The 22,926-nt window shown below is 33.4% G+C and carries 18 protein-coding genes; 4 read left to right on the forward strand and 14 right to left on the reverse strand.

Features of this window, described 5'->3' with window-relative positions:
- Positions 1-217: 217 nt before the first annotated feature.
- Positions 218-1,066, forward strand: coding sequence for a UDP-2,3-diacylglucosamine diphosphatase (locus tag ACVCXO_RS13360; protein WP_452230088.1), 849 nt, complete (start codon positions 218-220; stop codon positions 1,064-1,066).
- Here the strand turns inward: ACVCXO_RS13360 and ACVCXO_RS13365 are convergent.
- Positions 1,058-3,985, reverse strand: coding sequence for an FAD-binding and (Fe-S)-binding domain-containing protein (locus ACVCXO_RS13365; protein WP_452230089.1), 2,928 nt, complete (start codon positions 3,983-3,985; stop codon positions 1,058-1,060). The genes ACVCXO_RS13360 and ACVCXO_RS13365 overlap by 9 nt on opposite strands.
- 114 nt (positions 3,986-4,099) lie before the next feature.
- On the opposite strand from ACVCXO_RS13365, the gene ACVCXO_RS13370 reads away from it, so the two are divergent.
- Together ACVCXO_RS13370 and ACVCXO_RS13375 are read left to right on the forward strand one after the other, a co-directional pair.
- A complete protein-coding gene (locus ACVCXO_RS13370; RefSeq protein WP_452230090.1) occupies positions 4,100-4,597 on the forward strand; it encodes a hypothetical protein in 498 nt (165 codons plus the stop codon).
- Positions 4,598-4,631: 34 nt separating this feature from the next.
- A complete protein-coding gene (locus ACVCXO_RS13375) occupies positions 4,632-5,207 on the forward strand; it encodes a hypothetical protein (protein ID WP_452230091.1) in 576 nt (191 codons plus the stop codon).
- Between the two features lie 35 nt (positions 5,208-5,242).
- Here the strand turns inward: ACVCXO_RS13375 and bshA are convergent, their stop codons facing one another.
- The 13 genes from bshA to ACVCXO_RS13440 form a co-directional block, all read right to left on the reverse strand.
- Positions 5,243-6,382 carry an N-acetyl-alpha-D-glucosaminyl L-malate synthase BshA gene (bshA, locus tag ACVCXO_RS13380; RefSeq protein WP_452230092.1) on the reverse strand — a complete coding sequence of 380 codons (1,140 nt, stop codon included), beginning with the start codon at positions 6,380-6,382 and terminating at the stop codon, positions 5,243-5,245.
- A 253-nt stretch (positions 6,383-6,635) separates the two neighbouring features.
- Positions 6,636-9,593 carry a glycoside hydrolase family 3 N-terminal domain-containing protein gene (locus ACVCXO_RS13385; protein WP_452230093.1) on the reverse strand — a complete coding sequence of 986 codons (2,958 nt, stop codon included), beginning with the start codon at positions 9,591-9,593 and terminating at the stop codon, positions 6,636-6,638.
- Positions 9,594-9,931: 338 nt separating this feature from the next.
- Positions 9,932-11,305, reverse strand: a complete 1,374-nt coding sequence (locus tag ACVCXO_RS13390; protein ID WP_452230094.1) for a DUF3570 domain-containing protein — start codon at positions 11,303-11,305, stop codon at positions 9,932-9,934.
- 84 nt (positions 11,306-11,389) lie between these two features.
- The gene (locus tag ACVCXO_RS13395; protein WP_452230095.1) at positions 11,390-11,602 is read right to left on the reverse strand and encodes a DUF4266 domain-containing protein; all 213 of its coding nucleotides are present in this window, start codon (positions 11,600-11,602) and stop codon (positions 11,390-11,392) included.
- Positions 11,595-12,584, reverse strand: coding sequence for an FAD:protein FMN transferase (locus tag ACVCXO_RS13400; protein WP_452230096.1), 990 nt, complete (start codon positions 12,582-12,584; stop codon positions 11,595-11,597). The genes ACVCXO_RS13395 and ACVCXO_RS13400 overlap by 8 nt, the downstream gene beginning before the upstream one ends.
- A complete protein-coding gene (locus ACVCXO_RS13405) occupies positions 12,581-13,012 on the reverse strand; it encodes a thioredoxin family protein (RefSeq protein ID WP_452230097.1) in 432 nt (143 codons plus the stop codon). Before ACVCXO_RS13405 ends, ACVCXO_RS13400 begins: the two co-directional genes overlap by 4 nt.
- Before the next feature lie 92 nt (positions 13,013-13,104).
- Positions 13,105-14,328, reverse strand: a complete 1,224-nt coding sequence (gene serB / locus ACVCXO_RS13410) for a phosphoserine phosphatase SerB (protein WP_452230098.1) — start codon at positions 14,326-14,328, stop codon at positions 13,105-13,107.
- 21 nt (positions 14,329-14,349) lie between these two features.
- Positions 14,350-14,832, reverse strand: coding sequence for an ABC transporter ATPase (locus ACVCXO_RS13415; protein ID WP_452230099.1), 483 nt, complete (start codon positions 14,830-14,832; stop codon positions 14,350-14,352).
- Positions 14,833-15,456, reverse strand: coding sequence for a hypothetical protein (locus ACVCXO_RS13420; RefSeq protein WP_452230100.1), 624 nt, complete (start codon positions 15,454-15,456; stop codon positions 14,833-14,835).
- A gap of 16 nt (positions 15,457-15,472) precedes the next feature.
- On the reverse strand, positions 15,473-16,264 hold the full coding sequence (locus tag ACVCXO_RS13425) for a (Fe-S)-binding protein (protein ID WP_452230101.1): 792 nt from the start codon (positions 16,262-16,264) through the stop codon (positions 15,473-15,475).
- A gap of 195 nt (positions 16,265-16,459) precedes the next feature.
- Positions 16,460-17,773 carry a 4Fe-4S dicluster domain-containing protein gene (locus ACVCXO_RS13430; RefSeq protein ID WP_452230102.1) on the reverse strand — a complete coding sequence of 438 codons (1,314 nt, stop codon included), beginning with the start codon at positions 17,771-17,773 and terminating at the stop codon, positions 16,460-16,462.
- Positions 17,774-17,785: 12 nt separating this feature from the next.
- A complete protein-coding gene (locus tag ACVCXO_RS13435) occupies positions 17,786-18,733 on the reverse strand; it encodes an MlaD family protein (protein ID WP_452230103.1) in 948 nt (315 codons plus the stop codon).
- Positions 18,734-18,788: 55 nt separating this feature from the next.
- Positions 18,789-19,910, reverse strand: coding sequence for an N-acetylmuramoyl-L-alanine amidase family protein (locus ACVCXO_RS13440; RefSeq protein WP_452230104.1), 1,122 nt, complete (start codon positions 19,908-19,910; stop codon positions 18,789-18,791).
- 172 nt (positions 19,911-20,082) lie between these two features.
- Between ACVCXO_RS13440 and ACVCXO_RS13445 the strand changes: the two genes are divergently transcribed.
- Positions 20,083-22,764: a putative LPS assembly protein LptD gene (locus tag ACVCXO_RS13445; protein ID WP_452230105.1), complete on the forward strand. Its 2,682-nt coding sequence runs from the start codon at positions 20,083-20,085 to the stop codon at positions 22,762-22,764.
- Positions 22,765-22,926 lie beyond the last annotated feature (162 nt).

A 22,926-nucleotide genomic window follows, 5' to 3' on the forward strand; every position in this document is an offset into this window, starting at 1 on the left:
GCAAACAAAACATAATTTTTACTTTAAAAGCCTCGTTATTCGAGGCTTTTATATTTTCTAATGGCTCCTATTTTTCGAAACGCAAGATGTCTTGTCTTCTTAAAAACGCGTAACATAAAATTTACAATTAACTAGTAATTATATAATTAACAGGTAATATTCAAATAACATACAAGTGTGTTATTTGTACCATTAATTAAACGAAAACGGTACTAGTTTGAAAACGAAAAGAAAAGTAGAAATTGCTGTAATATCCGATGTACATTTGGGCACTTTTGGTTGTCATGCCAAGCAATTATTAACCTATCTAAATAGCATTGAACCTAAAAGATTAATTCTAAATGGAGATATTATAGATATCTGGCAATTTAGTAAACGCTACTTTCCTCCCGCACATTTAAAAGTAATTAAGAAAATAATTACCATGGCTTCTAATGGTACCGAAGTTATTTACATTACTGGAAACCATGATGAAATGCTACGAAAATTTAGCGATGCGCAAATTGGTAAAATTTCTATTGTAGATAAATATGTAACCGAATTAGATGGCAAAAAAGCATGGTTTTTTCATGGCGATGTTTTTGATGTTTCTATACAAAATGCTAAATGGCTAGCGAAACTTGGTGGTTATGGTTACGATCTTCTAATTGTTATAAACCGCTTTGTAAATTGGTGTTTAGTACGTTTAGGAAGAGAACGTTATTCCCTTTCCAAAAAGATAAAAAACAGCGTAAAAGGAGCCATTAAATATATTAGTGATTTTGAAGAAGTTGCTACAGACCTTGCTATTGAAAATGGTTATGATTATGTTATTTGCGGACATATACACCAACCAAAAATGATCATTAAAGCCAATAAGAATGGTCAGACTATGTATTTGAATTCTGGAGATTGGGTGGAAAACTTCACCGCACTGGAATATCAATTTAAACGTTGGAAAATCTACCACTATAACAAAGATAAACTCTCCCCTTTTTTTGCAGATGAAGACATTAAAGAAATGGAAATGAAAGATTTAATTGCCGCAATAACTATTGTAGATCAAAACAAAAAGAAATCAGATTAGCGCTTCTTTTAAAATAGTGATAGGATGCAATGCCTGACGTTGCGTGCCATCTTTTATTTGATGCCTACAACTCGTCCCGTTTGCTGCGATAATGGTTTCCTTACTTGCTTTTCGCACTGCTGGAAATAGCGTTTGTTCCCCAATTTGCATACTCACGTCATAATGCTCTTTTTCATATCCAAAACTGCCTGCCATACCACAACAACCACTTGGTATAATGGTTACTTTATAGTTTTCTGGAAGATTTAAAACGGCAAAACTAGAGAGCTGATTGCTTTGTGCTTTTTGATGGCAATGCCCATGAAACTTAATCGTTTTTACTTCTTTAGTAAATTGCGAAGCTGTTATATTTCCTAGTTTTATTTCTTGCTGAATAAACTCTTCGATTAGAAAGGTGTTTTTTGCTATTTTTTCTGCGGAAACTTTATCGTCCACAAGCTTTATATATTCATCTTTAAAAGAAAGAATTGCAGAAGGTTCAATACCAATTAATGGTGTTTCTTCTGTGATTAAATCCTTAAAAATTGCCACGTTTTTATTCGCCACATTTTTGGCTTGTTGCAACAATCCTTTGGATAAAAAAGTGCGACCAGATTCTTCGTGTTTTATAAGCTTTACTTTGTAATTAAGCTGCTGTAAAACCTCAATAGCGTCTATACCAATTGGTGTGTCTAAAAAGTTAGTAAACTCGTCGTTAAACAAATAAACTGTTTTAACAAAATTACTATTAATATTTTGATTATCAATCAACTGAAACACCTTACTTAAACTTTTATTTGAAATTAAAGGCAGGTTTCTTTTTTCTGCAATTCCGAAAGATTTTTTTAATACGGAAGACGTAAAACGATTAGAAAACACAAAATTTGTAAGCTTTGGAAAATGGCTTCCAAGATGGTTTAATTGGTTGTTGTAAGCAAATAATTTGGTACGTAAAGAGACGCCATTTTCTTTTTGATATTGGTACTGAAACTCGGCTTTTAAACTAGCAACATCTACGCTACTCGGACATTCACTTGCGCAAGCTTTACAACTCAGGCATAAATCGAAAACCTGCTTTAATTCTTTATGATTAAATTTATTAGATTTCTCTGAATTGGTTAAAAATTCACGTAACGCATTTGCTCTTGCTCGTGTGGTATCTTGTTCATTTCTGGTTGCTCTAAAACTGGGACACATCGTTCCTCCAAATTCCGGAAGCTTTCTGCAATCTCCAGAACCATTACATTTCTCTGCTTCCCGAAGAATGCCTTGCGATTTTGAAAAATCTAAAAGTGTTTCAATCTGCGGTTCTTCTCTATCCCGAGCATAACGCAAATCCTCATCCATGGCATAAGCATCTACAATTTTACCAGGATTAAAGATATTATCGATATCGAAAGCAGCCTTAATTCGTTTTAAAATTTGATAATTCGCAGCGCCAATCATTAAAGGAATAAATTCTGCACGAACAATACCATCGCCATGCTCACCACTCATAGAACCATGATACTTTTTAACTAGCTTGGCTACATCTGTTGTTATCTTTCTAAACAGCACCACATCTTCTTTCTCCTTTAGATTTAAAATGGGTCTTAAATGCAACTCTCCAGCACCAGCATGTGCATAATACACTGCTTTTTGGTTATAGGTTTTCATGAGCGCAGTAAAATCTTCAATATAATTTGATAAATCCGGTAGTGCAACTGCCGTATCTTCAATACATGCCACCGTTTTTTTGTCACCAATCATATTACCCAACAAACCTAAACCTGCTTTTCGCAATTCCACAGCTTTATCAATATCTTCACCTAGCAACATTGGATTTGCGTAACTTAAACCCTGTTGTACAATGGCTTCTATAAGGCTTTTTGCTTGGTTTTTTGCATCGCTTATAGTACTTCCTTTTACTTCACACATTAAGATAGCTTCTGGATCTCCTTGTATAAACTGTCTATTTTCCTCCTGCGTTTTGTTATGTTTTGTTAAATCTAAAATGGTTTTATCCATCATTTCACAGGTATGCAAATTATGTTGTATCACTGTTTCTACACTTTTAAGACAATCTGTAATACTATTAAAATGCGCAGCAACCATAATACTTTCGGTTGGCGGAAGCACATCTAATTTTAAAGTGATTTGTGTTGTAAACGCCAATGTACCTTCGCTTCCGGATAGCAATTTACACATGTTGAAATTCGAACTCGAAGTTGAAAAAACAGAAGCTTTTATCAATTCATCTATTGCATAACCGGTATTTCTTCGGTGTATTTCTGGATTTGGAAATTCATTTTTTATTTGAAGTTGCACTGCTTCTGAAGCTAATTCAGAATATATGGTTTTATAAATTTCACCCTCTAAAGTATCTAGTTTTGTTTTATCTTTAAATGCTTCCGAAGACAATTCCGTAAAGACAACAGCACTACCATCACTCAAAATAGTATGCAATTCTACCACTTTATCTCTGGTAACTCCATACTGAATAGAGGTAGTTCCCGAAGAGTTATTTCCTACCATGCCGCCAATCATACAGCGATTTGACGTGGACGTATTTGGTCCGAAAAACAAACCAAAAGGTTTTAAATAATTATTTAAAGTATCCCGAACCACTCCTGGTTGCACGGTAACGGTTTGCTCCTTTTCGTTTACACTTATAATCTTCGTAAAATATTTAGAAACATCGACCACAATGCCTTCTCCAACACATTGTCCCGCTAGAGATGTCCCTGCCGTTCTAGGAATTAGTGATGTGTTATTTTCTTTCGCAAAAGCGATGAGTAACTTTATATCCTTCGCATCTTTTGGATACGCCACAGCCAAAGGCAACTTTCTATAAATAGAAGCATCTGTTGCGTAAATAGACCGCATTAAATCATCGACAAACAATTCGCCAAGTAATTGGGTTTGTAGATTTTTTAAAGCATTGTTAATAGGGTTGTTCATTTAATAATTTCAGAAAGTAAAAGGATATGTATTTAAGGTTTAAATTTACGGTTAGTTTGCCAATAATTATAAAACTAATACGTTATTATTTACCAAGAATAAAAATACAGAAACATGAAAACTAAATTTTTAATTGGAATTGCTTTATTTGGATTTGCGATAACCACAACAGCCCAGGAAATCGCAGAAAATGCTATTGGTTTACGTTTAGGAGACGCAAACGGTTTAGGTGCAAGCATCTCTTACCAACGTGCTATTTTAGATAACAACCGTTTAGAAGTAGATTTTGGATGGAGTAACGGAAAGGATTATCACGGCGTTAAAGCAGTAGGATTATTTCAATGGGTAAAACCGATTCAAGGAGATTTTAATTGGTATTTTGGCGCAGGAGCAGGTTTTTCGTCTTATACTTTTGATGGTTACAGATATAGAGATAATGACTATAAAGATGCTTATGTTTTTGCATCTGGAGATATTGGCGTAGAATATACATTTGATTTTCCTTTGCTTCTATCTTTAGATCTTAGACCAGAACTAGGTTTTGGAGATGGCGCTTATAATAATAACGATCTAGATTTAGATGTAGGTGTTAGTGCGCGTTATACATTTTAGTTCTAAAAAACCACCAATATAGACCCATTAAAATATGAAGAAAACAGAAATGCTTCTGGCAGGCTTCATACTATTGGTCTTTATTTTTAAATTAATGCATTGGCCCTATAATTCAGAAATAATTGCGCTTGGCACTGTTTTTTTATCTTTACTTTATTTGGGCTTTGGTTTTGCACTTTTTAATAACATAAGGTTAATAAATATTTTAAAACCAGAACCTTATACAGGCATTTCTAAATTAAGAATTAATGGAGCTATTGCTACAGGTTTCGTTTTTTCAATACTTACTATTTATTGTTTATTCAAATTAATGTTTTGGCCTTATGGCCATATAGGATTGGAAATCGGCTTAAAACTGTTTGCTTTTTTAGTTGTTATTATTCTGGTTTTATACTTTGTAAAAAACAGAAATATATTTCTAAAACTGAATTATATTAGGTTTCTATTTATAGGAATCATAGCTACTGCCTTATACTTTATAACAAATGACCAGCTCGTAGATTTATATTACGGAAGTGATCCGGAATATGCAGAAGCATATAAAGCATATATAAATGATTCTAGTATGGACGCAAAAAGACCTACAAGAGAATTTAAAAGTAGAAATTAAAGTACTGTTAAGATTTTTTTTTTATAAAAAGATATTTAATCTTTAATAAGACATCGACTTAAAGTTCTTTCATAAATAGCTTCGTATTGCGGCACGATATTATGGATATCAAACTTTGCGGCTTCTATTTTTGCATTTTGTTTAAAGGTATTTAAACGATTTTCATCGCTTAAAACATAGATTGCATTTTTAGCCATTTCTTCTATATCGCCAACATCACTTAAAAAGCCAGTAACTCCTTGTTTATTTACTTCTGGTATTCCTCCTGTATTACTAGAAATCACAGGAACTCCGGAAGCCATTGCTTCTAAAGCTGCTAGACCAAAACTTTCGGTTTCACTTGGCAATAGGAATAAATCACTAAAACAAAGAATTTTATCGATCTCATTACTTTGTCCGAAAAACACAACCTTATCCGAAATACCTAATTTTTCACAAAGTAGCTCTCCTTTTTCTTTCTCAGGACCTTCGCCAACCATCATTAGTTTTGCAGGAATTTCCTTTTGGATATTATAAAAGATATTCACGATATCTTCAATCCTTTTTACCGGACGAAAATTACTAATATGCGTAATTATTTTTTCATCTTCGTTCGCCATCATGCCTCGTTGACAATCTGTAAAACCATGATTATACTTACTAATATCTATAAAATTGGTAACTACATCAATTTCATTATTAATATCAAATAAACGCAAAGTGTCATCTTTTAAACTTTGAGAAACCGCGGTTACTGCATCCGATTTATTGATACTAAAAGTTACTGCTGGTTTATAAAAAGGATGTGAACCAACCAAGGTAATATCGGTACCATGAAGCGTAGTAACTATTGGCACATAAATATTTTCTTCTCGTAACATTTTTTGCGCCATATATGCAGCATAGGCATGCGGAATCGCATAATGCACGTGCAATACTTCAATTTTATGAAGCTTCACCATATCTACTAATTTACTAGATAATGCTAACTCATAAGGTTGGTAATGAAACAAAGGATATTCGGGTACATTTACTTCATGGTAATGCACATTGTTACCAAGCAATTCTAATCGAACTGGTTGGTTATAGGTTATAAAATGGATTTCATGACCACGTTTAGATAGTTGTATACCTAATTCTGTGGCTACTACTCCGCTTCCTCCAAATGTTGGATAACAAACAATTCCTATTTTCATTATTACGCCTGCAAAAGCAGGTATCTTTTTAATTAAACTTTTATTGAACTCCTCTTTCTTTTAATCTTCCTTGGGAAAAATCAAAATTCATTCTCCTCTAAAAAAAAAGAGGAGAGCAATGCGTAATTAACTTTTATGAATAGTTTTAAACTTTTTATTTAAAACTAAAAATCTTACGATACGTTTTAACTTTGCAACTATAAACACCTATAAATATAAGTACTTATAACTTTTCAACACGAAGAACTTTCACTTAATCTATAATAGCTTCGTAAATAGCTGCTTGAATATTGGTTCTAATATCCTCTCTTAACAATAGATTCTTCCCTGCTTGCGGATAGGTTCTATTCGCTAAAAATACATATACAATTTCTTCTTCTGGATCTGCCCAAGCATAGGTTCCTGTAAATCCAGAATGCCCAAAGCTCGTCATAGAAATACAACCACATGTAGGACCCGCATCTCCTAATTGCGGTTTATCGAAACCTATTCCTCTTCGGTTATTATCATCACAATAATAACAAGTATTAAATTTATCTATCGTTTCTGGTTTTAAGTAACGTTTTCCGCCATAATATCCTTTTTGCAAATACATTTGCATGATTTTAGCGACATCATTGGCATTACTAAAAACACCCGCATGCCCGCCAACACCGCCTTGCATTGCCGCTCCCATATCATGCACGTATCCTTGAATTTTCTGAAATCTATAATAATCGTCTTCCTCCGTAGGAACAATATTCTTATTACTCACTTTATTATTCGGATTATACATGGTATGATTTGCACCTAACGACTCATAAAAGTGATCTCTAGCCAATTCATCTAAAGGTTTGTCGTAATGTTTCTCAATAAATTTCTTTAAAATGTAATATGGTAAATCACTATAGCGATAACGCTGTCTAGTTAGTAGATCTGTGTCTTTAATTATTTTTTGAATGGAGTCTTGATAGTCCTTACGCATGTACAATTCGTCCGCAACTTTCACACTAAATTCTGGGTCGAAATGCTTTCTATAATATTTAGGATCTGGATGCTTTGTTACCGAGTCTAAGGTTGCATAATAAAAAGGAATCCAAGGTTTTAATCTGGCATAATGCGAAAGCATCCTTTTAATTGTCACATTCTTTTTATTAGAAGTCTTATATTCTGGAAGCATTTCAGACAGTTTACTTTCTAAGGAAACGATTCCTTGTTCTTCCATTTCCATTAACAACGGTAAGGTTGCAAGAATTTTTGTCAAGGAAGCAACGTCATAAATGTCATTAAATTTCACTTCTTCCGCATCTTTATCATAGGTATGCTTTCCGAAGTTTTTATTATAAATCACTTTTCCTTTCCTAGCAATCACCAACTGAATCCCTGGAGTCATTCCGCCATTTACAGCATAGTTTGCAATAGAATCTATTTTTTTTAATCGATATGAACTCATACCAACACGTTCTGGAATCGTGTATGACAAACGGCTAATTTCATTATACAAATCTCCTTGCCCAACGCTAAAATCTACACCCGCTGAAACAGGCAAAGTTCCTTTTGCTGGTAATGCTCCAAATATAATTTGTGCCGACTTTTGCTGTGCTATATCACTATTTTGATAACTAACCACAACACTTTTAATATTGTTAATTGGATCTACATCTAAAAGGGCATACGGTTTTACAAAAATGTCTAGTATTACGGTATTATTTCTAGAGATTTCAGACAACCAGGTAAGCTCTTCTTTAGTAAATTTGTAGCTTTTCCAAGGATTATCATTAGATCTATGCAAACCAATTATAACGGTATTATAGGATTTTAATTTCCCTAAAAGCTCCTCTAAGTTATCTGCTTTCACTTCATGCACTTGGGTATATTTTTGAAGCTCTTTTAAAAACACCGAACCATCGTCATCCCCAAATTTCACATACGCAATACTCTTCGTTTCTAGTTGTTGCAATGGTAAAACACCCGCTTTATTTTCGGCAACTGTTATTGCATTTTCTAAAAGCTCCTCATATAACGCATCGTCTTTAATTCTATTCAAGTCCGCAACTAAATGCATCGTTCCTATTGGCGAATAATCATTTAAGCCTACTTTATACTTTGCTTGCAATATTTTTTTAACGGAATGCGCTAAGCGTTCTTCCGTAATTTGTCCTTTATAAAAAGCATCCATAAATTTAGCTACTCCTTTTTCGGGATCTTCAGACATTAGCATGACATCATTTCCTGCTAAAAAGGACATTAAATCTATTTCGCCTCCTGTTTCTAATACCTTTGTACTGTTTCCGTCTAAAGATTTTTCAATATAATCAGCAGCACCTTTCATGGTTAAAGCATCGGTAAATATCAACCCTTTAAAACCTAAACGTTCTTTTAAAATATCTGTAACTATATGTTTAGATAAAGACGAAGGAAAATCTTCTCGTGCTTCTAAACTAGGTACATTTAAATGTGCAACCATTACACTAGATAATCCTTCTGTAATTAATTTACGGTACGGATATAATTCTACAGAATCTATTCTTTTCTCATCAAAAAGCACAGATGGTAAAGTTTTATGGGAATCGCTTTCGGTATCACCATGACCTGGAAAATGTTTTGCATTTGCTAAAACGCCAGCACTTTGCATCCCTTTCATAAAAGCCAACGCTTTTTCGGTTACATTATCTCTGTCTTCCCCAAAAGAACGATTTCCAATAATTGGATTTTTAGGATTGGTATTAATATCTACAACAGGAGCAAAATTAAAATGAACCCCTAAACGTTTGCAATGCTCTCCTATTTGTCTTCCTGCTTGCTCTACTAATCTATTGTCTTTAATAGCACCAAGGGTCATATTCCAAGGAAAAGCATAGGTAGAATCTAAACGCATACTCAAACCCCATTCGGCATCCATACCAACTAATAATGGCACTTTAGAAGCCGCTTGCAATTCATTATTTAGTTTTGCTTGCCTAACTGGACCGCCATTGGAGTAAATAATACCTCCAATTTTTTGATTTTTTATAAGGGAAACGACTTTGGATTTGTTCGCATCCTCTTGATTAGAAAAAACCTGAACCATAAAAAGTTGTCCGATTTTCTCTTTAAGTGTCATGCTATTATATAAGCTGTCAACCCATTTGTTTTGGGAGATACCATCTCCTTTCAACAGCGGATTATTCTCTTGTGCATGGCTAAAAATGGTGAAAAATAATATGGAAAGTAAGGTATAGTGGCGACGCATAAAATTGTTTAATAAATATAGCATAAAAACTATGCCAAAATAACATTTTTAAAACGAAGTTTTACAGACTTTATGATAGATTTTAGAAGAATTATTAACCGCTTTATAAATAATCATTATAGTGCAACAAAAGACACCAGATCGCTTTGCTTTTAGAACCAAGCATATAGACTAGGTTGTTACTCATTTAAAAACAGATCCACATTAACATACATTCATTTATATCCATTCTTTTAAAATTATTTCAGGAAATAAAGTGTTGGTTAAAATAATACTTCCATAGTTAAAAACAACAAGTTAAGCAGCTTTTAGGAATGCTTTTCTAAGAAACCTATAGATTAATTTAAAACAAACTTAAAACCAATTGCAAAAATATTTGCAGACAATCCTGTATTTCGCTTATAGCTATTGTATTTAAAGTCGACATTCTTTAATCCGAATTTCCAGATATTAAATTTGGTAAAAATATCGGTATATGAAACTCCGAAACCATATTGATTGGCAGAAAATTTTGACAAATCGTAATCGGAAGTATAAAACGCACTCGTAGATAGGTTTTCTTCAAAAGGAGCAAAATAATCTGCAGCAGTTTGATTATAAAAACGATACGAAGGATATACTGTAAATTTAGAAGTAATCTTTATTGGCAATTCTACATTGGCGGTATGTGAGTTAATTCCCCAATCATCAAAGTAATAGCGATAATAGGTCCTTAAGGAAATTGTTTCATTTATGTAATAATTTAAACGCATTCCTAGCGGAATTTTAAATCTACTATTTGGTAATTTTTCTATAGCATCAGCTAACTGAAACACATCTCTATTACTAGAAGAAGTATAATTATCAATACTTGCTGCATTACCAACATAATAATTATCTACATCCCCAAAATACACACGTTGCATTGGGTTTCCTAACCAGCCATCTTGTTTCACTACATCGAAAAACAACGATATTTGCGCTTTTTTACTTAAAATTTGTGAAAAGCTAAAAGACAAGGAATACGAATTTCTAGACTTATCCTTTATGTAATCAAAACCAGCTACTGGACTCCAAGCAGAACTTACATCCCCATTTTGATCTAATATATCTACTCCTTGAAAAATACCTTGATTTAAATTGCCATTTGTTTGTTTATAAATATCCAATTCAATGGGATACACAGGCTTCCATGTATCTAAATATACGTTAGCTTTTACTCCTACTTCTGTATTTTTCTCGTTAAAGAGTTTTGCAAATCCACCACCAAAACCAATAGAAGTGTAATCAAATTCATTAGCAAAGGAAACATTTGCACTCCAAATATTATTTCTATCCTCAGAACTATGCGAATAGCCAACGTTAATATTTGCCCAAGTATCTTGCTGTGAAGCGCCTGAAGAAGCAACCCACGGACTTCCTTCGCTAGCCCCATCAAATGGATCTAAATTACTGGAAGAAGCAGAACTATATGTAGAAATTCCTGCGTCGATGGTTAAAACTTCATCTGCACTTAATGGCAAACTAATAATTATGGTTGGTGTAAAATCGGTCAACTCTTCGGTACCAATTCCTCCTGTAACCGAAGCATTATCTCCATCTTGGGAATAATAACTAGCAAGAAAATCTACTTCTGTAGTTTCTAAAACTCGCTTTTTATATACCGTTGTGGCGTCTTGTGCAATAAGACTTCCAAAAGAAAAAAGGATTACTATTAATATTATTTTTTTCATAACTATTTTTAAAATAATGAGATCCCATTTTACAATGGGATAAGTTCCACTTACACGTTTTTATAAAACAAAAACTTGTTTCACTTAATTACAACCACAACCACCACCAGATTTTCCACCATTTGCGCCAGAAGCAGCTTCACGATATACTTGAAAATTGGTTTCAAAACGATCTACTTTCTTCTGGGATAAATTCATATCCGGATCGTTTATATACACTTTTTCGTACTCTTTAACAGCAACACATGAACTACATGTTGCTATTATCCCCAAAAATAATATGCTCTTTTTAATCATCTTTATCTTGTTTTAACGCTATATTATTGGAAGTAATAATTTGATTATTACCATCTACAATAATACATTCTACGCCTTTTAGTTGGTTTATAAAATCTAGACCTACTTCTACTCCCATTACAAAAACCGAAGTTGCTAAAGCATCTGCTAATTCTGCAGATTTAGTAAAAATAGAAACACTTAAAATTCCTTTACTCGGGTAACCCGTTCTAGGATCTATGATATGCGAGTATAATTCCCCATTAAGGCGGACATATTTTTCATAATTCCCAGAAGTTACTACTGCCTGATTATTAACTGGTAACCACGAAAATACTTTATCCTTATTTAACGGATTCACAATAGCAACCATCCAATCTTTTTTATTAGGCTGTTTTCCCCAAGCATTCAAATCACCAGATGCATTAATTATTCCAGCTTTAACTCCTTTGCTTTGCAATATAACCTTTGCTTTATCGGCTGCATACCCTTTACCAATTGCACCAAAGCCAATTTTCATTCCTTTACGCTTTAAAAAAACGGTTTGCTCTTGGTGGTTTAAGAGGATATTTTGATATCCCACTTTATCCACCGATTGCTTTATTATATCTTCGGAAGGCATAGCTGTCATAGAACCGTCAAACTTCCAAATTTTATCCATAGATGCATAACTAATATCAAAAGCACCATTCGTTAATTTGGAGATTTTTAAAGCACGTTCTATTAATTGAAACAATTCGGAAGCTACTTTTATAGGCTTTATTCCTGCTTGATTATTTATTAATGACGTTTGTGAATTCTCATCCCAAGAGGAAATTAGTTGTTCTATTCTTGTAATTTCTTCTACCGCAATATTTATAAACGCTTCTCCTTCTTCCTTAGAATTTGCTACAACGGAAATATCAAAACGACTTCCCATAAGCTTGATTGTTTTACTATAAACTTCTTGCGAAAAAGCATTATAAACGACTAAACAAGCAACTATTAAAAGGATATTTTTCAAAAGTTATTTAGTTTGTTAAAGTATTTTTCTGGAGTAGATTTTTCGTAACCTGCAGTTCCCAAAGTTTTTCCTTCCGCATTTAAAACGACTACAAAAGGAAAGTAGCCATTTGGATTATACTTTTCTGCTAACTTATTATTGTGTTCTTGTAGTTCTGGAGATAACCTATTTCCTTTTCGTTTAGGAAAATCTGCTTGCAACATGACAAACTTATTTTTTGCTAATGTTTGAAATGCTTCTGTGCTCCAAACTTCTTTATCTAATTTTATGCAAGGTCCACACCAATCGGAACCTTGAAAAACTAAAACTATTTTTTGATTGTTCTGAGCAGCTAACGTTTTCGATTCTTCAAAATTTGTTATCCATTCTTGCGCAAAACTATTTCCAGAAAGGAAAAGCAAAAACGCTAAAACGATTATCTTTTTCATTTAGTAGATTTTAATATGTAAATAACGGAAATGCCTTGAATATATTTTGTAACAATGGTTACACAGTCGAAAAAAAGAAGATCCCTTACTCTTTACTCTATTAAATCAATATGTCTATCGTGATACCCTAAAAGATATAAAACACCATCTAAACCAATACTGGATATAGAACTTTGTGCATTGTCTTTAACTGTTGGTTTGGCATGAAAAGCAATACCTAATCCTGCTAAATTTAGCATTGGTAAATCGTTTGCTCCATCACCAACTGCAATAGTTTGGCTAATATCAATACCTTCTTTTATTGCAATCTCCTTAAGGTATTCTGCTTTCTTGTTTCCATCTACAATTTCACCAAGATAACCACCTGTTAAAGCACCATCTTTAATTTCTAATTGGTTGGCATATACGTAATCTATCCCCAGTTCTTTTTGCAGGTAATGTCCAAAATAAGTAAAACCACCAGAAAGAATGGCTGTTTTAAATCCGTATTTTTTTAAAGTATCAATAAGTCTTTTGGCTCCTTTAGTTATTGGTAAGTTCACTGCAACCTCTTGTAACACTTCTTCTTTTAACCCTTTTAAAAGCTTCATGCGTTTTATAAAGCTTTCGTTGAAGTCTATTTCGCCTTGCATTGCAGATTCTGTAATCGCTCTCACCTGTTCTCCTACTCCTGCTAAATCTGCAAGCTCATCAATAACTTCGGTTTGAATAAGCGTCGAATCCATATCAAAACAAACTAGACGTCTGTTACGTCTATAAATATTGTCTTCTTGAAAAGCAATATCTACATCCAGGTCATGAGAGATTTGCATGAATTTAGCGGTCAATTCCGCTTTGTTTTCTATTCTTCCACGAATAGACAATTGGATAGATGCTCTAGGATACTCTTCTGTTTTCACTAGAGAAGTACGACCAGTAAGTCTTTTAATGGCATCAATATTTAAGTTTTGTTCGGAAATGACTTTAGTAACTTCAGAAATCTGTTCTGCTACTAGTTTTTCTCCTAAAACGGTCACAATGTAGCGATCTTTACCTTGAAGAGAAACCCATTTCTCGTAATCGTCGAGAGATATAGGTGTAAATTTCGCTTTTACACCAAGTTCGTATGCTTTAAAAAGTAAATCTTTTAAAACTGCTGCTGATTTTTTTTTAGTCCCAATTTCAAATAGAAATCCTAAAGAAAGTGTGTCATGAATATTTGCTTGACCGATATCTAAAATTTTAGCGCCGTAATCTGCTAAAACACCTGTTAAACTTGACGTTAAACCTGGTTTATCTGTTCCAGAGATGTTTAATAAAAAAATTTCATTAGCCATTGTTCCTTTCTACTTTTAACATTATAAAAATCTACTATGCCAACTTTCGCTCGCAGGGACTTCCCAGTTTTCTTTAAATTCGGCTACTGTATTTACTAAATTATTAAAAACAATAGTGTTTTTAGACACTGCTTTGTCCTTAGCCATTTTTTTGAAATCGATCAATGTTTTGTATGCAATGAATTCTCCTTGCTTATAAGAAACATTCATTTTGTCCATTAAATCTACGTTGTAATCTTTTTCTAATTGCTGAATAAAATTAACAGAAGCATCTATAGAACAACCTGTTGCATTATTCATGTTTTGATTTAAACCAATCACGATAAATCGCTTATAAACAACATCATAACCAGCCTGTAAGTCCGCACCATGCGCAGCCCAATTTTCAACAAAAATATTTAGTTTATTAGAAATCTCTTCTATTTCATTTTCTGAAAAAGAGCGATTCGCTTGGTAAATCCAAACGCGAGATTCATCTGGTAATGTATTAAAGTCTACTAACATTTATAAAATGGATATTTTTTTGATTACTTTAAAATTGCGGTATTCATTAATCTTAGGATCATAAAGTTCTTTTTGAAGATAAATAACTTCTAGATTTTTTCCTTTTAATTTCTTGGTATTATTTAGAAGTTCTTCCCCTTCAAAGTATTGCAACCATATTAGTTTTTGCGTTCTATTATTATCCCCTTTAATCTCTACCATATTGAATTGTAGAGATTCTATACTTACGAATTCTCCTTCTAAAGTTAAATCATCTTTAACTTCTTCAAACTCTTCTGCTGCATAATTACCTGCAAGCGCCATAATAACATCTGGACAATTATCTATCATTTTAAAAGCAATATCTTCCCCAAATTGCTCTAGTGAAGCTTCATCATTTAAGGAAACATTTAAAAGTTTTTCTGCCTTTTTTTTATGTCTTCCATAGCTTTCCATGATACACAAACCAAATTCTAATTCTAGTTTAGTGGTATTATTAGAAGTGTAGTCTAAGCCTTTGTCTTCTACACATTCACAAGTTTCTAAGGAGATTTGATTTAGTAATGCATCTTTTTCTTCTGTTTGTGCATTTGCAAATTGCAAGGCACAAAAAAGAGAAAGGAATAAAATAGTTTTTCTTAACATAGATTTTTTTTAAGAATTATAACCCTTGAGAATCTGCAATTAACTCTGCAATATCCATCACTTTTATTTGCGCTTCTTTTTCTTTAACCTTAACACCGTCGGACATCATAGTCATACAATACGGACAAGCAGTTGCAATAATATCTGGATTGGTTTTTAATGCATCTTCTGTACGAAGCTCATTAATATCTTTATCTCCTTTTTCTGGTTCTTTAAACATTTGTGCGCCACCTGCACCACAACATAAAGCGGTTGCTTTGCTACGTTTCATTTCCACTAAATTGGCGTTTAGTGTACTTAAAACATCTCTTGGCGCATCATATTCTGAGTTTGCGCGACCTAGGTAACAAGGATCATGAAAGGTTATTTGCTTTCCTTTATAATCACTTTCTTTAATATCTAATTTATTAGAATCTATTAATTGCTTTATAAATTGTGTGTGATGCACCACTTCATAAACGCCACCTAAACCAGGATATTCGTTTTTTAAACAGTTAAAAGAATGTGGATCACAAGTTACTATTCGTTTTACTTGGTATTCATTTAGCAATTCGATATTCATCATGGCTTGCATTTGAAACAAAAATTCGTTTCCTGCTCTTTTCGCTAAATCACCTGTTGCACTTTCTTCGACTCCTAAAACGGCGAAATTCACGCCTGCTTTGTTTAATATTTTAACAAATGCTTTGGTAATTTTCTTTGCTCTATCATCATAACTTCCTGCAGAACCAACCCAGAATAAAATATCAGGTGTTTTGCCTTCTGCCATAAGTTCTGCCATCGTTGGCACGTTAAGTTGTTCGCTCATAATTTTAGGTTTTTAGCCTTTAGCATGTGAAACTTTTTCTATATTTTTTTATACTTATACCTTTGCTCTTTACGAGACCGTCTTCTCTATGAGAAACTGCGTTAGGGATTGAGGCATTTGTTGAAGCTCTTTTTTGTTTTTCTCAAAAAAAGCGACTGCCGAAAGCGCGACCCTTGTGGTAACGCCCAAATTATATTACTCGTTTTTCCAGTTTAATCTATCTTGTTGGTTGTATGGCCAAGGCGCTCCGTTGTTCTCAATATTGGTCATCATATTGTTCAACTCTGTTGGTGCGTCACTTTTTTCCATTACCAAATAACGACGCATTTCTATAATGATCGATAATGGATCGATACTCACGGGACAAGCTTCTACACAAGCATTACAGCTAGTACATGCCCAAATTTCTTCGTTGGTAATATAGTCACCAAGCAATTGCTTACCATCGTCTTTAAATTCCCCATTGTTTGCGTCTATATTTTTACCAACTTCTTCTAGACGATCTCTGGTATCCATCATAATTTTTCTAGGAGAAAGCTTTTTGCCGGTAAGGTTTGCAGGACATTCGCTGGTACATCTTCCGCATTCTGTACATGTGTATGCGTTTAGTAATTGTACCCAAGATAAATCTTGCACATCACTAGCACCGAATTTTGCTGGCACTTCGTCTTCTGCTCCTTCTGGCGCTGCTGCAAATGGATCTGCATCTGGATCCATCATCATTTTTACTTCTGCAGTAACCGATGCTAAGTTGTTTAGCTCTCCTTTATTATTTACGCGTCCGTAAAAGGTATTTGGAAATGCTAAAAGAATATGTAAATGTTTCGAAAAGTATAGGTAATTTAAGAATATTAAGATCCCAACAATGTGCAACCACCAAGCCGCTCTTTCTATTACATGGATAGAACCTTCTGACATTCCGGAGAATAACGGCGTTATATATTGGCTAATTATATTTCCAGAATTCATTTCTTGAAAATGAAGATCGGTAGCATTCATTACTAAAAATAAGGTCATTAGTACCATTTCGAAATACAGAATGATATTCCCGTCACTTTTTGGCCAACCTTTCATTTCATCTTTCCAGAAACGCGCTATTTTTATTACATTTCTTCGTATCCAGAAAATAACGACAGCTATAAATACTAAAACAGCTAAAACCTCGAAAGTACCAATTAAGAAACCATATACAGCTTCTGGTAAAACGCTAGAAAAAATACGATGCGTACCAAAAAGGCCATCGATTATAATTTCTAAAACTTCAATATTTATAATAACAAAACCTACATAAACCACCACATGCATAAATCCGGAAACCGGACGTTTCACCATTTTGCTTTGTCCTAAAGCGATGTTTATCATGTTTTTCCAGCGTAATGATCTTTTATCACTAACATCTACATCTTGCCCTAATTTTATATTACGAACAAGTTTTTTTACATTTCTAGCAAAGTAACCAAAGCCTACAATAAGTGCAATGGCAAAAATAATATTTGGTAAGTAATTCATGTATAGGTCGGTTTATTGTCTTTCGCTTTCCGGTTTAATGTATCCTTCTTTATTGTTTTTCCCGAAAACGGACACTTTAATATATCTACTTGGATTTAATTTAAAGTCTTGTAATAATTCTTGTAGTTGTTGTGATGCCACCTCTAGATTAGTATACAACTCATCATCGGTTAACAATTTACCAAGCGTACCTTCTCCTTTATCTAAACCTGCTAAAAGGCCATTTACATTTAGTAATGTTTGATCTAAAGTTTTCACGGTTTTCGATAATTCTACATCTTTTAAGTCGGTAGAAAGCAGTGCTAAATCTTCACTTACTTTTTTAAAGTTAGAAAGTACTGCTGTTAAACTCGCATCGTTTTTGGCGATTAAAGAGTTGAAAGAATAGGATAAATTCTTGAATGATTTTATAGTTTCGTTTAATTCGCCAATAGCACTTTTCAATCCTTTATCGGAATCGTCTTCTACTATTTTATTTAAGCTAATCAAAAGGGAATCTGCAGATTGCAACGTCCCATCTAAACCAGAGCTTAAGCCAGAAAAATTAGAAGTTAAGCTTTTCACTAGGCCTTCTTCTACTTCTGAAGCTAAGAAATCACCACTTTTTGCAGGAGTTCCTCCTTCAACAGGAATGATAGCCATTGCATTTCCTCCCATTAATCCTAATTCATAAAGACGCATTTTGCTTTCTTTAGAAAATTTCAATCCTTTATCTATGGTAAAAGCGACTCTTGTTTTACCAGATTCAAAGTCGTATTTAATGCTATTAATCTTTCCTACATTATTTCCTTTAATAGTAACAGGAGATGATGCTGTAAGTGCATTGTAATCAAACTCTGTGTAGAATTCATTTTTAGGTTGAAAGATGTTTATTCCTTTCAAATAATTAATACCTATTATAAGGAATACTACTCCGGATATAACAAGTATGGCAGTTTTAACTTCTCTAGATAACTTCAACGTTTATTGGATTGGTTATGAAACAAAATTAGAAATAAATTTACAAAGAACGACTCTAATTAGCACTTGTTTTTAAGGCTTGGTCGAGAGCTATTTTTTTTCCGTCTTTAAAAGCTACTATATAGCAGGACGTATATCCTTTGTTTTTTGCACTGACTTGCAATTGCTTAGCTTTGTTATAGTCTGATGTATAGCCATGAAAATATTTATAAAGATTCCCTTCTTTTTCTCTAGAGAGATCAGATAAACCTTTAAAATTATATGCTTTTAGTGCTAATTTTCTGGAGCTAGCTGCGATTTGTACTCTAAAAACCACATTTTCATAGATTTGTTCATGCTCCTTATTAGTTACGCTAGGAAAATCTTCTTGAGGCGCAAAAACAAATGCTCCTATATTTTGATCTAAAGTAGCTTTGTAATCTAAGACAGCATCACTAATAGATTTAGAAATTTCTTGTTGTCCTTTTGCAGAGTTTAAATATTTTCCTTCGCTTGTGTTAGTGATAAACCCTGTTTCAATAAGCACACTTGGCATATAGGTATTATGCAAAACCCAAAGGCTAATTTGCTTTACACCTCTACTTTTTCTTTTTAATTTGTTTTGAAAACTTTTCTCTACCAAATCTGCAAGCATGATACTTTGGTCTACATATTCTTCTTGCATTAGTGTTAATCCTATCATGGATTCTGGCGCATTAGGATCAAAACCTTCGTAATGTTTTTCGTAGTTATCCTCTAAAAAGATCACTTCGTTTTCTGCTTTAGCAACATTAAAGTTACGTGCTGTATTACCAACACCTAAAACATACGTTTCTGTACCAGAAGCTTGCGTATGGTGCGCATTACAATGTATAGACACAAATAAATCTGCATCTGCATCATTCGCAATTTTTGCTCTACCACGCAGTGTTACAAAAACATCTGTCTTTCTAGTATAAATAACTTTTATATTTTTATTGTTTGCTAAATTTTTACCAACTTGCAGAACAACTTTTAAGGCAATCTCTTTTTCTGTATAGCCATTTTTTGTTGGTCTTCCGGGATCATGCCCACCGTGACCAGCATCTAATACGACAACAAACGGTTCTGTTTGTTGTGCAAAAGCAGCGGTTGCATTAACAAATGTTGTTAATACTATTATAAAAGATAAGAAATGTAATAATCTATTCGTTTGCATACAGATAATAACTATTTAAGGCTTGAATTATTTTAAATTGCTTAATATTAAATTAATCATAAAAAATATATGTAATTTTGGCAATTCAAAAACCGAGCCATACTTTTACAAAAATACATTAAAAGCGTTGCGTACAAATAAATTTCATATACTTTTTACTCTAAGTTTTACCATGCTTATTAACATGTGTGGCTTCGCTCAAGACAGACCAAAATCTGGAGGAGAGATTGAACCCGTAAAAAAGAGCGATACCATTGCTGTTCATGTAAACCAAGTTTTACAACCAAACGCAAAAGATGGTACACTAGAACTCACCGAAAAGGGCCAAGACTCTACTAAAAAAGACTCTGTAAAACCTAAAGCGGAGTTTCTTACCGATATTGTAACCTACAAAGCTAAAGATTACACTTCTTTTAATAAAAAGGAACAAAAGCTATACTTATATAATGAAGCAGAAATTATCTATGGAGACATGGAAATTAAAGCAGGTGTTATCGTTATCGATTACAGTAAAAACGAAGTATACGCAGGAAGAGTTAAAGATTCGGCAGGTGTTTACTCACAGCATCCTGTTTTTAAGCAAGGCACACAAGTAGTAGAACCAGATTCTATCCGTTTTAATATAGAAACGGAAAAAGCATTAATATTTAATTCTAGAACGGAGCAAGCTGGTGGATTTTTTGACAGTGAAATTTCTAAAAAGGAAAACGATTCCGTTTATTTTGTACAAAACGCAAAATATACGACTTCAGAAAACAGAGAAGATCCAGAATATTACTTTTTACTGCGTAAAGCAAAAGTAGTACCAGACGAAAAAGTAGCAACCGGCCTAACGAATATGTTTATTTACGGTGTACCTACTCCTATTGGATTGCCTTTTGCCTATTTTCCGTTAACCAAAAAACAAACTTCCGGTGTTATATTTCCTAGTTTTGGGGAACAAAACTCTCGAGGTTACTTTTTACAAAATGGAGGTTATTATTTTGCGCTTAGTGATTATGTAGATTTAGCAGTTCTTGGTGATTACTATACTAATGGTAGTTACGGAATGCGTTTACAAAGCAAATATAAAGTCCGTTATAAATTTAATGGTAGTCTTGGTTTTAGGTACGAAAACCTAATTACTAGTGAACGTGGCTTTGATGATTACGCAAAAACCACTATTTACAATTTACAATGGTCACACAATCAAGACACTAAAGCTAGTCCGAACTCCCGTTTCTCCGCCTCTGTAAACTTAGGAAGTAGTCAATATTACCAAAACTCGATCAACCAAGTAAACGTTGCTAACTTTTTAAATAACACTTTATCTTCTTCTATTTCGTATTCGAAAACATTTCAAGGAGAACCACAAGTAAATTTTAGTGCGACAGCAACACACTCGCAAAACACGAATACAGAAAGCATAAGCATGACGCTTCCTACAATACAAACAAGTGTTAGTAGAATTTATCCATTTGCAAGCAAAACAGGAAGCAAAAATGGCATTATTGAAAATATAAACTTTCAATATAATTTAAGTGCAGAAAACAGAATTACCACAACAGATTCGCTTTTCTTTAAAAAGGAAATGTGGGATGAAGCAATAAGTGGTGTTCAACATAGTATTCCTTTATCTACCAACTTTAAACTTTTTAAATACTTTAGTTTAAGTGCTAGTACTAACTACGAAGAAAATTGGACTTTTAAAACCGTCAATAAGTATTATGACACAGATTTAGAAGAAGAAATAACGACAGAGAAGAGTGGTTTTGATTCCTTTAGAACCTATAATTTTAGTACCAGTTTAGGAACCACGATTTATGGTATGTTTAATTTTGAAAAAGAAGGGGAAGATAAAAAAATAAAAGCGATAAGGCATGTGATGCGACCTTCCGTAAGTTATAATATAAATCCTTCTTTTGATAGATATTGGGATTCATACGAAGTGGTAAATGCCGACGGTGATGTTGCTGAAGAAGTAGAATTTTCTCGTTTTGAAGAAAGCCTCTATGGCGCGCCAAATCAAAATTTCTCGAGTTCCATGGGTTTAAGTCTTTCCAATAATTTTGAAGCCAAAGTAAGAGATAAAGATAGCACAGCAACCGAAGCTAGAAAAATCATTTTACTGAATAACTTAAACTTTTCTACTTCTTATAATTTTGCAGGAGACTCGTTACAATGGAGCCCAATGCGAGTTAGTGGAGGTACACAGATTCTTAACGATAAAATGTCTATAAATTTTGGTGCTGTTCTAGATCCTTATGCTTTAGATAACAATAATGCTAAAGTAGATACCTATAACATAAATAACGGAGGAAGTTTATTTAGACTAACAAGCGCAAATCTGACCATGAACTATACACTAAATAGTTCGTCCTTTAATGGCAAAGAAGATGAAAGCAGAACTAGTAGTCGAGAAGAAACGTTAAAAAGTGGTGGACGAGCAGATGATCTTTTTGGTGTTACTGAAGATTTTGCAAATCAACAATTAAACAATAACAAACAAGAAGATAAAGAACCAAGCGAGTTTTATAATTATAAAATCCCATGGAGCTTGCGTCTTGCCTACGCTGTTAATTACTCTAATGCTGCCAGGCAAAACGAAATATCATCGCATTCTTTAATGTTTTCTGGAGATATTGAGTTTGCACCACGTTGGACTGTTGGTGCGTCTTCTGGTTATGATTTACAAAATCAAGGTTTCACCTATACGCAATTGCGATTTGAACGTGATTTATTAAGCTGGCGAATGAATCTTTCTTGGGTTCCTTTTAGCACACGAAGTTCTTGGAATTTCTTTATTGGTATTAAATCTAGTATATTAAAAGATATCAAATACGAAAAACGTAAAGACTCGGACGATCAGTTGTAATTAGTTGTTAGTTGTTAGTTGTTAGTTGAAGAAGAATATTTTCGTTTATCATTCTGAACTTGTCATATGATCTATAAAATATTTGTCATTCTGAACTGGATTAAGAACCTAATACTTGACTTGTATTGCGTAAAATGTAATACTTTAGTACTATCATTCTGA

It is taken from the genome of Lacinutrix sp. MEBiC02404 (genome assembly GCF_053601575.1).

What these genes read in the sequence shown, in the direction of transcription:
- ACVCXO_RS13365 (WP_452230089.1), bottom strand. Translation starts at nt 3,985, where the DNA reads ATGAACAACCCTATTAACAATGCTTTAAAAAATCTACAAACCCAATTA.
- ACVCXO_RS13370 (WP_452230090.1), top strand. Translation starts at nt 4,100, where the DNA reads ATGAAAACTAAATTTTTAATTGGAATTGCTTTATTTGGATTTGCGATA.
- ACVCXO_RS13375 (WP_452230091.1), top strand. Translation starts at nt 4,632, where the DNA reads ATGAAGAAAACAGAAATGCTTCTGGCAGGCTTCATACTATTGGTCTTT.
- bshA (WP_452230092.1), bottom strand. Translation starts at nt 6,382, where the DNA reads ATGAAAATAGGAATTGTTTGTTATCCAACATTTGGAGGAAGCGGAGTA.
- ACVCXO_RS13385 (WP_452230093.1), bottom strand. Translation starts at nt 9,593, where the DNA reads ATGCGTCGCCACTATACCTTACTTTCCATATTATTTTTCACCATTTTT.
- ACVCXO_RS13390 (WP_452230094.1), bottom strand. Translation starts at nt 11,305, where the DNA reads ATGAAAAAAATAATATTAATAGTAATCCTTTTTTCTTTTGGAAGTCTT.
- ACVCXO_RS13395 (WP_452230095.1), bottom strand. Translation starts at nt 11,602, where the DNA reads ATGATTAAAAAGAGCATATTATTTTTGGGGATAATAGCAACATGTAGT.
- ACVCXO_RS13405 (WP_452230097.1), bottom strand. Translation starts at nt 13,012, where the DNA reads ATGAAAAAGATAATCGTTTTAGCGTTTTTGCTTTTCCTTTCTGGAAAT.
- serB (WP_452230098.1), bottom strand. Translation starts at nt 14,328, where the DNA reads ATGGCTAATGAAATTTTTTTATTAAACATCTCTGGAACAGATAAACCA.
- ACVCXO_RS13415 (WP_452230099.1), bottom strand. Translation starts at nt 14,832, where the DNA reads ATGTTAGTAGACTTTAATACATTACCAGATGAATCTCGCGTTTGGATT.
- ACVCXO_RS13420 (WP_452230100.1), bottom strand. Translation starts at nt 15,456, where the DNA reads ATGTTAAGAAAAACTATTTTATTCCTTTCTCTTTTTTGTGCCTTGCAA.
- ACVCXO_RS13425 (WP_452230101.1), bottom strand. Translation starts at nt 16,264, where the DNA reads ATGAGCGAACAACTTAACGTGCCAACGATGGCAGAACTTATGGCAGAA.
- ACVCXO_RS13430 (WP_452230102.1), bottom strand. Translation starts at nt 17,773, where the DNA reads ATGAATTACTTACCAAATATTATTTTTGCCATTGCACTTATTGTAGGC.
- ACVCXO_RS13440 (WP_452230104.1), bottom strand. Translation starts at nt 19,910, where the DNA reads ATGCAAACGAATAGATTATTACATTTCTTATCTTTTATAATAGTATTA.
- ACVCXO_RS13445 (WP_452230105.1), top strand. Translation starts at nt 20,083, where the DNA reads ATGCTTATTAACATGTGTGGCTTCGCTCAAGACAGACCAAAATCTGGA.